This is a genomic window from Streptomyces sp. NPDC043870 (assembly GCF_056435785.1).
This window is the reverse complement of record NZ_JBWKDT010000034.1, coordinates 67257-81211: the sequence shown is the minus strand read 5'-3', so window position 1 is coordinate 81211 and position 13955 is coordinate 67257. Positions and strand designations below refer to the sequence as shown.

12 protein-coding genes are annotated in these 13955 nt (G+C 71.7%); 5 read left to right on the top strand and 7 right to left on the bottom strand.

Annotated features, from left to right (window positions below):
• Positions 1 to 503 precede the first annotated feature (503 nt).
• Entirely contained in the window at positions 504 to 1367 is an 864-nt protein-coding gene (locus tag AC0699_RS30810; protein WP_478667002.1) for an alpha/beta fold hydrolase, read from the top strand.
• A gap of 69 nt (positions 1368 to 1436) precedes the next feature.
• Here AC0699_RS30810 and AC0699_RS30805 read toward each other — a convergent pair whose 3' ends face one another.
• The 4 genes from AC0699_RS30805 to AC0699_RS30790 all read right to left on the bottom strand — a co-directional run bounded on the left by AC0699_RS30805 (position 1437) and on the right by AC0699_RS30790 (position 5522).
• Positions 1437 to 1877 carry a subtilase-type protease inhibitor gene (locus AC0699_RS30805; RefSeq protein WP_478666999.1) on the bottom strand — a complete coding sequence of 147 codons (441 nt, stop codon included), beginning with the start codon at positions 1875 to 1877 and terminating at the stop codon, positions 1437 to 1439.
• A gap of 473 nt (positions 1878 to 2350) precedes the next feature.
• Positions 2351 to 3955 (bottom strand): transporter, encoded by a 1605-nt coding sequence (locus AC0699_RS30800; protein WP_478666995.1) that lies wholly within the window; start codon positions 3953 to 3955, stop codon positions 2351 to 2353.
• Positions 3952 to 4770 carry an ABC transporter ATP-binding protein gene (locus tag AC0699_RS30795; RefSeq protein WP_478666990.1) on the bottom strand — a complete coding sequence of 273 codons (819 nt, stop codon included), beginning with the start codon at positions 4768 to 4770 and terminating at the stop codon, positions 3952 to 3954. Before AC0699_RS30795 ends, AC0699_RS30800 begins: the two co-directional genes overlap by 4 nt.
• 41 nt (positions 4771 to 4811) lie before the next feature.
• Positions 4812 to 5522 (bottom strand): bifunctional DNA primase/polymerase, encoded by a 711-nt coding sequence (locus tag AC0699_RS30790; RefSeq protein ID WP_478666986.1) that lies wholly within the window; start codon positions 5520 to 5522, stop codon positions 4812 to 4814.
• Positions 5523 to 5765: 243 nt separating this feature from the next.
• On the opposite strand from AC0699_RS30790, the gene AC0699_RS30785 reads away from it, so the two are divergent.
• On the top strand, positions 5766 to 7148 hold the full coding sequence (locus AC0699_RS30785; protein ID WP_478666982.1) for a transcriptional regulator: 1383 nt from the start codon (positions 5766 to 5768) through the stop codon (positions 7146 to 7148).
• A 322-nt stretch (positions 7149 to 7470) separates the two neighbouring features.
• Entirely contained in the window at positions 7471 to 8907 is a 1437-nt protein-coding gene (locus AC0699_RS30780) for a hypothetical protein (protein ID WP_478666978.1), read from the top strand.
• A 151-nt stretch (positions 8908 to 9058) separates the two neighbouring features.
• Here the strand turns inward: AC0699_RS30780 and AC0699_RS30775 are convergent, their stop codons facing one another.
• Positions 9059 to 10336 (bottom strand): ABC transporter substrate-binding protein, encoded by a 1278-nt coding sequence (locus tag AC0699_RS30775; protein ID WP_478666975.1) that lies wholly within the window; start codon positions 10334 to 10336, stop codon positions 9059 to 9061.
• Positions 10337 to 10560: 224 nt separating this feature from the next.
• Between AC0699_RS30775 and AC0699_RS30770 the strand changes: the two genes are divergently transcribed.
• A complete protein-coding gene (locus AC0699_RS30770; RefSeq protein ID WP_453660796.1) occupies positions 10561 to 11007 on the top strand; it encodes an SCO4402 family protein in 447 nt (148 codons plus the stop codon).
• Positions 11008 to 11067: 60 nt separating this feature from the next.
• The gene (gene purU, locus AC0699_RS30765; protein WP_469767027.1) at positions 11068 to 11919 is read left to right on the top strand and encodes a formyltetrahydrofolate deformylase; all 852 of its coding nucleotides are present in this window, start codon (positions 11068 to 11070) and stop codon (positions 11917 to 11919) included.
• Between the two features lie 173 nt (positions 11920 to 12092).
• Here purU and AC0699_RS30760 read toward each other — a convergent pair whose 3' ends face one another.
• Positions 12093 to 13337, bottom strand: coding sequence for a maleylpyruvate isomerase N-terminal domain-containing protein (locus tag AC0699_RS30760; protein ID WP_478666971.1), 1245 nt, complete (start codon positions 13335 to 13337; stop codon positions 12093 to 12095).
• A complete protein-coding gene (locus AC0699_RS30755) occupies positions 13334 to 13915 on the bottom strand; it encodes a sigma-70 family RNA polymerase sigma factor (protein ID WP_478666967.1) in 582 nt (193 codons plus the stop codon). The genes AC0699_RS30760 and AC0699_RS30755 overlap by 4 nt, the downstream gene beginning before the upstream one ends.
• Positions 13916 to 13955 lie beyond the last annotated feature (40 nt).

The window sequence follows — 13955 nt, the reverse complement described above, 5'->3', positions numbered from 1 at the left end:
CCTAACAAACGCCCAAAGAGGGGCCCAGCCTTGCGGGGCGACGGCCCTCCAGCCGCAGACGCGGTGCGGGCGCGCCTCTTTTCTGCGTGCGTTCGCCACATGTCGGAACGCGCTTTCCGGCCGGAACGGCAGCGGCCGCGCGGTTCGCGTGCCACGCTGGGCTGAGGCATATGACCGGGGGTGGGCACGTGTCGATCGTTCGCATGTCGTGCGCGTACATGGAGGGCCCCGGCGCCCATGGGCGCCGGGGCCTGTCCTCCCCTTTGCTGACCCGGAGCCCCGAGCTCCCAGGGTCACTCCCCTCGGACCGGTTTCCCCGAGCGGTCCGCCTCCCGCTGAAGATCTCCCCTTGGCGGCGGCCGTCAATCCTTGAGCATGGTCACTCGAACGAGGGGTGTTGGCTGCGAGATCCCAGTTTTCGAATAGAAGTTCGATAGTCTGGCGGGGCTCGACCGCTTCGGAGAGTCGGAGATCCACGGGGGACAGAAGGGGGTGCCAGAACCATGGTGCGGCGCATCGACGTGACCGGAGCGGGTGGCGTTCGCCTCGCTGCCTGGGAGTTCGCCGACCCGCCCAAGGGGCGCTGCGAGGCGGACCGCGCACCGGGCGTGTTATTGCTGCACGGACTGATGGGCCGTGCCTCGCACTGGGCCGCCACCGCCCGGTGGCTCGCCGAGCGGCACCGCGCCGTCGCCCTCGACCAGCGCGGCCACGGCCGCAGCGAGAAGCCGGCCGACGGTTCGTTCACCCGCGAGGCGTATGTCTCCGACGCCGCGGCCGCGGTCGAACAGCTGGGCCTCGCCCCGGTGACCCTCATCGGCCACTCCATGGGCGCCCTCACTGCCTGGCAGCTCGCCGCCGAGCGCCCCGACCTCGTCCAGGCCCTCGTCATCTGCGACATGCGCGCCTCCGCGCTGGGAGCGGCCTCCCAGCGTGAATGGGAGGACTGGTTCCGTACCTGGCCCGTCCCCTTCGCGACCCTCGCGGACGTTCGCAAGTGGTTCGGTGAGGACGACCCCTGGGTGGAGCGCCCGAGCCCCGCGCGCGGGGAGTTCTTCGCCGAGGTGATGGCCGAGCGCGCGGACGGCTGGCGCCCGGTCTTCTCCCGCCGCCAGATGCTCACCTCCCGCGAGACCTGGGTCCATGACGCCCACTGGGACTCCCTCGCCCAGGTCCGGTGCCCCACCCTCGTCGTCCGCGGTCTCGACGGCGAACTCGGCCGCGCCGAGGCCCAGGAGATGGTCCGCGTCCTGCCCCGCGGGCAGTACGCCGAGGTCGCGGACGCCGGCCACCTCGTCCACTACGACCAGCCGGACGCCTGGCGCGGCGCGATCGAGCCGTTCCTGGACGGTGTGCTGACTCCCTGAGCCGGACTTCGCCGCAGGGGCGGCGGACCGGGTCCACCGTCTGGCCCGGTCCGCCGCGTCGGGGGTTGGTCAGAAGCTGAAGACCGTGGCGCCGGTGAGGCTCTCCCGCATCTCGCACTCGTTGCCGTACGTGGTCGACCAGTCGACCCGCTTGCCCTGCCACACTCCGCTCGCGCCGACCGTGACCGGGTCCCACTGGCGCGTACACGGGCGGCGGGGAGCGCCGGTCAGCAGGCCGAACTGTCCGTCCACCTCGGCCAGTTCCTTGCATGCCGCGCGGGGCGCGGGGTGGCTGCCGCTCGGCTTGGGGGCACAGTTCAAGGTCACCGCGCGCTCGATCGTCGTCGACGCAGCGTCGCCCTTGCCGACCATGAGTACCATCGCCGACGGCGCGTAGAGCCCGGTGGGCTGCGCGGGCTCGGCGTGTGCCACGCCCGCGGCGGCGGTCCCGCTCAGGACGAGTGCGGCCGCGGAGGCCGTCGCGCCGAGTGTGTTGAGGATGTAACGCATGGGTGAAGCTCCTTCGCCGTGATTGCGATTGCGCTCGGGAGTCTTGCTGATGCGTACAGTGATCGCACATTTATCACCTGTTTCCGGCCGCATACGCTCACGGCTTGCCGATCGAATGGTCGTTCGGCCAGCTCGGAAGGGGTGCGAGGGGTGCGCGAGGCGCTGTCCAGCATATGGACATTCGCTAGTGGTACAAGCCGGAACGACCCTCTGACCTGCTGCTATTGGAAATTGGTTCTATCTTTGAACAGTGACCCAAGCAGCCGTTCGACCGGAAAGCAGCGCCTCGCCCCGGCCTGGCACACCCGGTCCGCGGCGCTTCACGAGGTGGTCCGGCGTACGCCTTCGTATACAGCGAAGGGGCGGGGCGGAGAGTCGCTCTCCGCCCCGGCCCCGCGGTGATCCGGCCCCCGGTCCGCCTCCATCGTCTGCACGTGGTCTGCACAATCGGGTCGGGTGACGGGGCGCGACGCTCACCCCTTGCTGACTGCCGTCAGGATCTCCGGCAGCCGCTCCGCCGTCTGACGGGCTGCCACCCGCAGTCCGCCCCACGCCACCACAGCGCCGTACGCGATGCCCAGCGGCAGCAGGCTCCACAGCGCGGACTCGGCACTTGCGGCGTTCAGCCAGATGGTGAGTGCGATCACCGGCGCGCACAGCAGCGCGGAGGCAACCATTCCGCCGAAGATGGAGATCCATGCGAGACCGCCCTGCCCCGGGGCGACGTTCTTGTACGCGCTGTCCTGTGGGATCGAGTACGGGAATCGCGCCGACGCCACCGCACCCGTCGCCAGCATCGCCCCCAGCAGCGCGAAGGCGATCCCCAGGGCCTCCGGCAGCGCCCTCCAGTTGCCCAGCAGCGCCGCCGTGGCGACCGTGACGAGGACCGTGTACGGGAGCGTGATCAGCAGCAACGCCAGCGCACGGGCGCGCAGTTCGAGGTACGCGTCCCGCGGCGACGAGATCGTCTGTGCGACCATCCAGAACGCGGACGTGTCCTGCCCGAACTGGTTGTACATCTGGACGCCGAGCATCCCCGACGCGAAGCACGCGAAGTAGATCGACCCGGTGCCCTGGAGGGCGTTGAAGAGCGGCACGATCATGCCGATGACCAGTGCCGTCACCCACGCCGTCTTCGTCTTCGGATCGCGCCAGACGTAGCGCAGGCTGCGCTGCATGACCGTGCCCGTACGGCCGCCCGGCAGCAGCCGGTGCAGCCCCGTGGAGGTCGCCCGCCGGCTCGGCTCCGACGCGGCGGCGAGCGTCGAGCCGTCAGGCGCCGTCATCAGCCGGGTGAGACTGTGCTGCCATCCGTACAGCAGCCCTCCCAGCGCCGCCGCGGAGAGCGCGAGCTGTGCGACGGCGGTGCCGTACGAACCCGTGCTCGCCGAGTCGATCGCGCCCATCGCCGACGACGGCGGGATCCAGCGCACCACCGACGCCACCGGTTCGAGCGCCGAGAGGCCGCCCGCCCGGCCGAGCCGCTGCGCGCCGAAGTTCGCGAACTGGATGCCCACCGCGATCACCAGACCGCTCAGCACTGCCAGATCTCGGCCCTTGCGGCTGGTCAGCAGCCGGATGTTGGCAGCCGCGACCGCTCGCGCCAGCGCCACGCACACCAGCAGGCTCAGCGGTACGGCCACCACCGCGACCAGCACCGCCCCCGCACCGTGCGCCAGCGCCAGGGCGCCGCCCACCGCCATACAGAGCGTGAACAGCGGGCCGATCCCCACCAGCGAGGCCACCAGCAGAGCCGACACCAGCGGCCGCGGGCGCAACGGCAGCATCACCAGCCGGGTCGGGTCGAGCGTCTCGTCGCCGCTCGGGAAGAACAGCGGCATGAACGCCCAGCCCACCGCGAGCACACCGACCAGCAGCACGACCAGCGACGCCGCGCTCTCCGCGCCGCGCAGCAGGACGAGACCGAAGAGCTGCCCCGCCGCGATCAGCAGTGCCACGACCGCCGAGGCGATGAACGCGGCGGTACGGCCCGACGACTGGCGCAGCCCGTTGGTCAGCAGCGAGAGCTTGAGCCGTACGAAGACAGGAGTCAGGGACCCGGTCGTCGGAGTCGTCATCGCGAACCGCCGCCGCCCAGCCACTCCAGCGAGTCACCGGTGTCGCGGTCACCCGCGCCGACCAGCTCCAGGAACGCGTTCTGCAGCGACGACGCCGTGCCCCGCACCTCCGCGAGCGTCCCCTGTGCCCGGATCCGGCCCGCGGCCATCACCGCGACCCAGTCGCACAACGACTCCACCAGCTCCATCACATGGCTGGAGAACACGACGGTCGCCCCGGACGCCGTGTAGCGCTCCAGCACCCCACGGATCGTCTGCGCCGAGACCGGGTCGACACCCTCGAACGGCTCGTCCAGGAAGAGCACCTGGGGATTGTGCAGCAGCGCCGCCGCAAGGCCGATCTTCTTCCGCATGCCTGTCGAGTAGTCGACGACCAGCTTGTGCTGCGCCCCCGCCAGATCCAGTACGTCCAGGAGCTGCGTGGCCCGCTTGTCGACCTCTTCGCCGGGCAGCCCCCGCAACCGGCCGGTGTATGCGAGGAGTTCCCGCCCCGACAGCCGCTCGAAGAGCCGCAACCCCTCGGGCAGCACACCGATCCTGGCCTTCATCTCGACCGGGTCGCGCCAGACGTCGTGGCCGACGACCTCGACCTTGCCCTGGTCCGGGCGGAGCAGCCCGGTCACCATCGACAGAGTGGTCGTCTTCCCCGCGCCGTTCGGGCCGACCAGGCCGATGAACTTGCCTGCGGGCAGGGTGAGATCGATGCCCGCGACCGCGATCTGCACGCCGAATCGTTTCCACAGCCCCTGTACACGAACGGCGGGCGGCGCCGTTCCCGGCGTACCGCCCGCCCTGTTCTCCGTCTGGTCCGGCATGGTCTGCTGCCTTCCGTTGTCCCCGTTTTACGGGAGCAACATTACGATCGCCGGTCCCGCTCGTCGGCCGCCTCCCGTCCGCACGCGTATGCCAGCGGGCTGATGAGTTCCTCCGCGTCCGGGAGCCAGCGGTTCGCGGGCGTGGGCCTGCGCACCCACTGCACCGCGCCGTGACTGCCGACGCGGGTCGGCGGCGCCGCGACATAGTGGCCGTCGCCGCGCGCCACCAGATCGATCGAGCTGGGCGTCCAGCCCAACTTCCGCACCAGATCAGGGACCTTCAGGGCGGCGCCGGGCAGCACGAAGAAGATCATTCGCCGGTCCGGGGTGCAGGTCACCGGGCCGAGCGCCAGATCCATCCGCTCCATCCGGGCCAGCGCCAGGAAACCGGCGGACTCCGAGACGTCCAGCGCGTCGAACGTCCGCCCCGTGGGCAGCAGGATCGACGCCTTCGGCTGCTTCCCCCACAGCCGGCGCGCGGCCACGGCGCTGCCCGTCGCCTGTGTCGACCAGTCCGGCCGGGAGGGGTGCGCCCCCGGCGCAACGCATGCCTCCGCGCCGCACGAGCACCTCTCCGCGCCCTCGACGGCCTCCAGCCAGGTGCCCGGGACCACGTCCCAGTGACGCTGCTCCGCGTACCGAACCGCGCTGTCCAGCAGCTGTTCACCCCGCTGCTTGGGGATCTGGGCGGCCTCCGTGACGCCGATGGAACCGCCGACTGACTCTTCGATGGTCTCTTTCACGATGAACACAACTCCCGCCACCACCGCGGGTTACGGCCGCGCACGGCCGGGGCATGGCGCATCGATCCTGCATTTGGGGCGCATGGGTGCATGGGCGGGGGCGCGCGTGCGGGCGGCGCCCGGCGGGAGGGTAGCCAGTTGCGGGAGCGGCATTCACCCGTAATCGTCCGAGCTCATTGGCATTCTCCGGATAACGCCGGGAAGTGATCAAGTGAAGATCACGATCAGCGCGGTCCGGTACAGGGGGTAGTCATGGCAGCGAGGCCACTCGTCGCCCGCCAGCCGAACGAACGGCTGCAGGCGCTCATCCAGGAAGCCGGGTGCTCCAACGCCGGGCTGGCCCGCAGGGTCAACATGGTCGGGGTGGAGCGTGGCCTCGACCTGCGGTACGACAAGACGTCCGTGGCGCGCTGGCTGCGCGGACAGCAGCCACGCGGGCGGGCGCCAGGGATCATCGCCGAGGCGCTGGGCCGCAAGCTGGGACGTACGGTCACGATCGACGAGATCGGCATGGCCAACGGCAAGAATCTGGCGTCGGGGGTCGGGCTGCAGTTCGCGCCGACCGTGCTCGGCGCGATCGAGCAGGTCTGCGAGCTGTGGCGCAGTGACGTGGGCAGGCGTGACTTCCTGTCCGGGTCGACCGTCGCGGCGTCGGCGCTCGTGGAGCCCAGCCGTGACTGGCTGATCACCGGAGCGGACGCGCAGGTGGCGCGGCAGGGCGGGGCGCGGGTGGGGGTGTCGGACGTCGAGGCGGTGCTGGCGATGACGCAGGCGCTCACGGGTCTCGACCACCGGTTCGGGGCCGGGCACGTGCGGCCGGTCGTCGTCCACTACCTGAACAGCGTGGTGTCCGGGCTGCTTTCCGGCTCGTACCGGGAGCCGGTGGGCCGGCAGCTCTTCGCGGCGGTGGCGCGGCTCACCGAACTCGCCGGGTACATGGCGGTGGACACGGGCCAGCCCGGGCTCGCACAGCGCTACTACATCCAGGCCCTGCGGCTCGCGCAGGCGGCGGGCGACCGGGCGTACGGCGGCTACGTCCTGGCCGCGTCCATGAGCCATCTCGCGGCGCAGCTCGGAAACCCGCGGGAGATCGCGCAGCTGGCACGGGCCGCGCAGGAGGGTGCGCGGGGTCACGTCACGCCGCGGGCCGAGGCCATGTTCTACGCGGCGGAGGCGCGGGGGCACGCGCTGCTCGGCGACGCCCGCGCCTGCCACGAGGTGGCGGGCAAGGCGCTCACCTCGCTGGACCGGGCCGATCCCGAGTCGGGGGACGACCCGGCCTGGATCGCCCACTTCGACCACGCCTATCTCTCCGACGAGCTCGCGCACTGCCACCGCGACCTCGGCCAGGCCGACGCGGCGGCCCGCAGCGCGACCGACTCCCTCGACGGCCACCCCGAATCGCGCGCCCGCCGCCGCGCGATCGGTCTCGTGCTGCTGGCCACGGCCCAGGTACAGCAGCGCGAGGTCGAGGCGGCCTGTCACACGGGCACCCGAGCGGTGGAACTGCTGGGCACCCTGCGGTCGAGCAGGGGCGCGGAGTATCTGGACGACCTGCAGCAGCGCCTGGAGCCGTACGCGGACGAGCCGGCGGTGCGGGAGTTCGGGGCGAGGGTGGAGATGGCGGCGGCGTGAGCGTGCGGGGCGTGCGGGGCGTGCGGGCCGGCTGAGTCGTCCGGGTCGTGCGGGTCGAGCGGGTCGTCCGGTCGTCCGGGTTCTACGGGTCGTACAGGTCGTGCGGGTCGGCTGTGGCGTCCGGGCTGTCCGGGGCGTGCGGGCCGGTGAGGTGTTCCGGGGCCTTGCCCCGGAACACTTCCCTTCGAGGGGCGTAGGCGCGGAGGCGTAATCAGCGTCTTAGGGAGTGTTCTTGTTACGCGTCCCACACGTGTGTGCGGACCCCCTGACCCACCCGGTAGCGTGAACCGACGGTTCCGTAGGTCCACACGTAGGAGTCCCGGTGACGCACAGCGGACAGGGTGACGAGGCGCAGCTCCCGGCCGCGCGGCCCGCGCACGAAGGTGTCGTGCTGCCCGCGGACGGCAGCGAGCCCTGGATACCGGGAGTCAGCGGAGAGCAGGTCGCCCCGGCCGGTGGGACCCCCTGGGGTGCGCCCTGGGGGCCCGGGCAGGAGGCGCAGCCGCTGCCCCCGCAGCAGATGCCGGGTGCGGGGGGCATGCCGGGTGCGCCGGGTACGGAGGCTCCGTACGGGCAGCCGCAGCCGCCGCACGGCGCGCCGGCCCAGCTGCCGGGACCGTACGGGCAGATGCCGCAGCCGATGCCGCAGGCCATGCCCGCCGACGCCGACGCCACGCAGTACATCGCGCCCGTCCCGTCCGCTGCCGAGGCCACGCAGTACATCGCGCCTGTGCCGCCCGGCGCCGGGGCGCTGCCGCCGGAGGCTCCCGCCGAGTCGACGCAGTTCCTGGGGACGCGCCCGCTCGCCGCGCAGGGCGAAGCGGAAGCCACGCAGTATCTTCCGCCCGTACCGCAGCAGAACGCATCGCAGCAGCACGTCCCCGCCCCGCCGCCGGGCGCCCCGTACGGCATTCGGCCCGGTGCGCCCGACGAGCGGCAGCCTCCCGCGGAGTTCGACAACCTCTTCCGCAGCGCTGACGGCGCGGGCCATACGGCGGACTCGACGCAGCAGATGCCGCGCTTCGGCGCCGAGCCGGGGGCCGCGTCGCACCAGCGGCAGTACGCGCCGCCGCAGGCGCCGGTGCCGCCGCACGGGCCTCAGCAGACGTACGACCCCGAGCCGCGCCGCTCCTCGCGCGTGCCGGTGATCGCCGCGGTCGTCGTCGGGTGTGCCGTGCTGGGTCTCGGCGCGAGCGCGCTGATGTTCGGTGGCGGTGGCGACGACAAGGGTCAGGACGACGACAAGACGATCGCCGCCGCGACCTCGCCGGCGTCGGACTCGGCGACGCAGGACGCCGCCGACCCGGCCAAGTCGCAGGCCGAGGCGCTCGACAAGCTGCTCGCGGACAGCAACGACAGCCGAGCCGCAGTGATCCGGTCCGTCGAGTCGATCAAGTCCTGCCAGAACCTGGACCAGGCGGCGACGGACCTGCGCGGCGCGGCGGAGCAGCGCCGCGGGCTGGTGACTCGCCTGGACGGCCTGACCGTGGACAAGCTGCCGGACAACGAGGCGCTCACGGCTGCCCTGAAGAAGGCGTGGGAGGCGTCCGCATCGGCCGACGACCACTACGCGGAGTGGGCGGGCCAGGTGAAGGAGAAGAAGGGCTGCCACGACGGCAAGGCCCGCAACACGCGCCAGACGGCCCAGGCGAACAAGGCGAGCGGCGAGGCGACGGCGGCGAAGCGGGAGGCGTCCGGCCTCTGGAACGAGATCGCGAAGAAGTACGGGCTGACGGAGCGCGGGCCGACGCAGCTCTAGTCGTAGCTTCAGCCGTCCCGGGCGCCGTCGTTCGTCCGCGGACCGGTGGGTGGTTCGTGCCCAGCCATTCCTCCCCCCTCCCCCGGGACTCCGTCCTGGGGACCCCCTTGCATGGACCCCCAGGGCGGAACCACTGCCCGCGAACCAGGGGCTATGTCGTGCGGGCGTCGCGCATTGTGGGGCCCACGTCCACGAAGCCGGGCTTCTGGTCGACGAGGCGGCCGTCGCGGACGACCTGGAAGGTCACGCTGTGGTTGATGACGCGGGGGTAGCCGATGGAGCCGAGCATGTCCTCGAAGCGCCAGCGGAGCGGGGGCGTGAGGCCGCCGGTGTCGACGCGGACGCCGCCGTCGAGGGCGTGCGAGATCGCGCCGGCGGTGATCGTCTTGCGGTCGAGCGACTCGACGACCTTCTTCAGCACGGTGTAGGCGATCCACGTGGTCTGCACACCCGCGTCGGCCGGGTCGATCCGGTCGTCACCGAAGGCGTGGTCCCGGATCACCTGCCGCATCGCACCCCAGCGGCTGTCACCGGCGTCCGGGTACCAGCCGGTCATGAACGCGCCCTCGAAGGGGCCGTTCGCCCCGCCCGTACGGTCGATGAGCGGCTGGCCCACGGAGGTCAGCACGGAGGAGATCCGTACCTCCCGGTCGTCCTCCGGCAGGCGCCGGAAGGAGTCGAAGAAGTTCGAGGTGCGCTCACCGAGCACCGCGGTGACGCAGCCCTTCTTCTTGCCGGCCTTCTCCCGCGCCTGCTCGGCCTGGTCCAGGTACTCGGTGGCGTCCTCGGCCGCCTTGATGTCGGCGGACGGCTCGCGGTCGCCCCCGGACAGTCCGGCGTTGAGCAGCACCGGCAGGTCGTCGCCCGGGATCGTGTCCGGCCGCACCAGTGAGACCTTCCGGCAGCTGCCCGCCAGCTGCAGGCCGTTGCCGGCGAGCAGCGCGGCCTGGCCGCCGTTGACCGGGTAGGAGAGGTAGCTGGTGAACTCCTCGTCGGAGAGCCCGTAGCCGCCTATGTACGGAATGCCCGCGGCCTCCAGCGGCGCCATGAAGGCCCGGCCGTTCTGGCTGTACGAGCCGACGACCGCGACCACATCCTCTTCGGCCGCCCGCCGGGCGCAGGCGGCGGCGCCCGCGGTCGTGTTGTGCTCGTTGCAGGTGAGGACGCGCAGCTCGTGGCCGTCGATACCGCCGTTCTCGTTGACGTACTTGGCGTAGGCCTGTGCCATGGCAGGCATACCCGGCATATTGGTTGCCCGGGTCTCTTCGGGCGCGAAGGTCATGACCGTGATCGGATCTCTGGAGCCGTCCGAGCCCCCAGGTAGTACTCCACAGCCGGTGAGCGACGCCCCGACCGCCGCCACACATGCAACGAGTGCTGTCGCGGTCCAGTAGGGGCGGGGGGAGGAGGGGCGTCGCCGACTGGTCATGGCCCTGCACATTTCCGCCTCACGGGTAACGCAGCAGCGATCATGGTTCAACGACGAGTGACGGCAAGGTGAATTCCAGGGGGCGGAGATCGCCCAATTGTGGGGAACGTACGATCGAGGGCGTGCAAGCTTCGGTGCTGACCCTCGTGGCGGAGCTCGCAAGGACCGAGCTCACGAGGTGAACGTCAATGAACTCTTCCCGCCGCGGCCGTCGCTCCTCCACCATGGGCGACATGCCGCTCAATGACATGCCCTGGTGGCGCTGGCGCAGCAATGTGCGCTCGGCGCTGCACATGCTTTCCGACCCCGTCTTCCACCAGGAAACCTGGCTGGCAGGCCACGAGGGGTACGGCGATGTCACCGACGCCGTGTACCGGCTGGTCGAGGACACCTGGCTGGACAACTGGTCCGCCGAGAAGTACGTCGGGACGATCTTCCGGGATTCGGGTGAGGCCGCGCTCGTGGACGTGGCCGTGCTGCGGGTGCTGCGGATCATGCACCAGGTGGGCCCGGATGCTCCCGTGTCGGCGTACATGGAGCACCACGGCTGGCCGGAGGCCGTACGGGCGGCACGCGACGCGCACGTACGGCTGGCGACGAGCGACGGGGACGACCCGGACGCGCCGCCGCGCTCCCTGGAGGTCCTGCGCATCATGACCCGGTCCGCATGACCCGGTCCGCCTGACGGACTCGGGACCTTCGGGGTCCGCGCGGTGTGGCAGTCTACGAGGATGACCGACCAGTACGTCCTCACGCTTTCCTGCCCGGACAAACAGGGCATCGTGCACGCCGTCTCCAGCTATCTCTTCATCACCGGCTGCAACATCGAGGACAGCCAGCAGTTCGGAGACCGCGACACGGGTCTGTTCTTCATGCGGGTGCACTTCGCTGCCGAGGCGCCGGTGACCGTCGACAAGCTGCGGGCCAGCTTCGCCGCCGTCGGGGACTCGTTCGCGATGGACTGGCAGATCCACCGCGCCGAGGAGCGCATGCGGGTCGTGCTGATGGTCAGCAAGTTCGGTCACTGTCTGAACGATCTGCTGTTCCGGTCGAGGATCGGCGCGCTGCCGGTGGACATCGCGGCGGTCGTCTCCAACCACACGGATTTCGCTGAGCTCGTCGCCTCGTACGACATTCCCTTCCGCCACATTCCGGTGACGAAGGACAACAAGGCGGAGGCGGAGGCGGAGCTGCTCGCGCTGGTGCGCGAGGAGAACGTGGAGCTGGTGGTGCTCGCGCGCTACATGCAGGTGCTGTCGGACGACCTCTGCAAGCAGCTGAGCGGCAAGATCATCAACATTCACCACTCCTTCCTGCCGAGCTTCAAGGGCGCGAAGCCGTATCACCAGGCGCACGCGCGGGGTGTGAAGCTGATCGGTGCGACGGCGCACTATGTGACGGCCGACCTCGACGAGGGCCCGATCATCGAGCAGGAGGTCGAGCGGGTGGGCCATGAGGTCACTCCCGAGCAGTTGGTGGCCGTCGGCCGCGATGTGGAGTGCCAGGCGCTGGCGCGTGCGGTGAAGTGGCACGCGGAGCACAGGATCCTCCTGAACGGCCGCCGCACGGTCGTCTTCGCGTAGGGCCTGTCGTTCGGATCTTGCCGGGATGCGGTGGAAGTGGTGGTTCCGGGGGCTGACGCCCCCGAGCCCCGGTCGGCGGCACGTGACGGCCTCGCTGGGCCTCGCGCCGCCCGGGCGCTGAGGGCGGCACCAAGGCAGCACGGGGGCAGCGGGGGCACCGCCCTCCGTATGCGTCAGAGCCGGGACAAGGACGCCGCCGCGAAGAGGGCGTCGCGGATGGCCTCGCGGTCGCCGTCCTGGCCGGCGGCTGCCTCGTGGGGCGAGACGTGGCCGGCGACGAGTTGGCAGAATTCGACGCCGTCAAGGGCGACTTGGGCCACGGTGTGGTCGGGGTCGCCGACGGCGGCGGGCGAGTCCAGGGCGATGTACCAGTGTCCGCCGCCCGCGCCCTCGACCTCCAGGTGCAGGGTGCGGCCGGGTGAGCCGGCCGTGACGAGGCGGCGGGGTGGGGCCGCGAGGCCCGTGCGGCGGCGGGCGGCGAGCGCCGCGGGGAGCAGTCGGGCCGCCAGGTCGATCATGTCGTGCAGGTGGGAGGCGCTGGGCGGCTCGTACGGATAGGCCACCGCGTTGGCGATGTCGTCCGCGTGCACCCAGCACTCGAAGGCCCGGTCGAGCATCGAGTCCCGCAGCGGCAGCGCGAAGTCCCCGTACGAGACCGACAGCTCCGCAACCCCGCGCCCGGCGAACGACACGGTCCGCACGAGCGTGTGGCTCTGGCCGCGCCACGGCTCGCGCACCCGGCGTGTCGGCGGGAAGTGGGAGGAGCGCCAGTACTGCTCGGTGCGCTCGGACGGGGAGGGCGGCGCGTCGGGGCCGGCCGGGTCGTCGAGGCCGAGCGCCGAGGCGACCAGCCCGTCCACGGACATGAGGTGGCCGATCACACCGGCGACGGTCGTCTTGCGGCTCACCGCCTCCTCGCCGTCGAACCATTTGAGCCGCACGGGCGCATGCCACTCCGAGTCGCCGATGTCCCGCAGCAGCGCGTCGAGCCGGGCGGTCTCGGCGTCGTACGGAACGGCCCAGGCGGGCACGGGGATACGGGCCGGCCGACGGCCCAGGCAGTTCTCCAGCACCCGGGAGCGCAGCAGCGGGTCCAGGTCCAGATCGCGGTCGGTGTGCAGCAGACCGACCGCGTCGCGCAGCCGCAGCGCCTCCTCCGCGCACGGGGCACAGGAGGTGAGGTGTTCCTCCACGGCCGCCGTCTCCTCGGCGGAGCACGCGGACAGCGCCCACGCGCCCAGCAGCGACTTCAGGACGCCGTGGGGCATGGGCGGGGCGGGCTCGGCCGGCGGGGAGGGCAGCACGGCCGGCGGCGAGAGGTCGTCCCCCGCCGCGCGCGGCCCCGGTATGCGCGGCGCCGCGTCCGGCGCGTCGTCCGGCTCCTCCCGGCCGCGGCCGCCGTCCGGTGGCCCGCTCACAGGCCGCGTCCGAATCCCGGCGGGGAGGTGCCCTCCAGCGGGCGCGTGTTCGCCGTGGACAGCAGCTGCAGACCCAGCCGCAGTCTGCGGCGGGCCTCGACCTCGGTGACCCCGAGGTCGGCCGCGGTCTGCCGGTAGTCCCTGCGCTGGAAGTACGCCAGCTCCAGCGCGGCCCGCAGCGGAGCCGGCATCGACGTCACGATGTAGTCGGCGCGGGCGGCGACCGAGGCGCGGCGGACCTTCTGCTCCAGCTCCTCCGCCGTGCCCTCGCCGCTCTGCTCGTGCGCCGCCCGCTCCTGCTCGCGCAGCCGGTGCACGGCCTGGCGGTGGGTGAGGCGGGCCATCCAGGAGCGCATCGAACCCTGCTTCGGGTCGTACGCGTCGGGGTTCTCCCACACGTACCCGAACACCTCCCGGGTGACGCGGTCCGCCGCGGCGTCGTCCTCCAGTACGCGATGGGCCTGGCTGTGCACGAGAGAGGCGAACCGGTCGTACAGCTCTCCGAGCGCGGCGGCCTCGCCCCGCGCCAGTCGCTGCTGCATCCTGCGGTCCCAGCGGGGTGGTGTGTCCTTTGCCATACGGCGCCCCCAACCTTCGGCTGTCCCGGCCTGCCTGTCC

Bases quoted from the DNA above. Each gene is read 5' to 3' on its own strand.
- AC0699_RS30810 (WP_478667002.1), top strand. From the start codon at position 504: ATGGTGCGGCGCATCGACGTGACCGGAGCGGGTGGCGTTCGCCTCGCT.
- AC0699_RS30805 (WP_478666999.1), bottom strand. From the start codon at position 1,877: ATGCGTTACATCCTCAACACACTCGGCGCGACGGCCTCCGCGGCCGCA.
- AC0699_RS30800 (WP_478666995.1), bottom strand. From the start codon at position 3,955: ATGACGACTCCGACGACCGGGTCCCTGACTCCTGTCTTCGTACGGCTC.
- AC0699_RS30795 (WP_478666990.1), bottom strand. From the start codon at position 4,770: ATGCCGGACCAGACGGAGAACAGGGCGGGCGGTACGCCGGGAACGGCG.
- AC0699_RS30785 (WP_478666982.1), top strand. From the start codon at position 5,766: ATGGCAGCGAGGCCACTCGTCGCCCGCCAGCCGAACGAACGGCTGCAG.
- AC0699_RS30775 (WP_478666975.1), bottom strand. From the start codon at position 10,336: ATGACCAGTCGGCGACGCCCCTCCTCCCCCCGCCCCTACTGGACCGCG.
- AC0699_RS30770 (WP_453660796.1), top strand. From the start codon at position 10,561: ATGGGCGACATGCCGCTCAATGACATGCCCTGGTGGCGCTGGCGCAGC.
- purU (WP_469767027.1), top strand. From the start codon at position 11,068: ATGACCGACCAGTACGTCCTCACGCTTTCCTGCCCGGACAAACAGGGC.
- AC0699_RS30755 (WP_478666967.1), bottom strand. From the start codon at position 13,915: ATGGCAAAGGACACACCACCCCGCTGGGACCGCAGGATGCAGCAGCGA.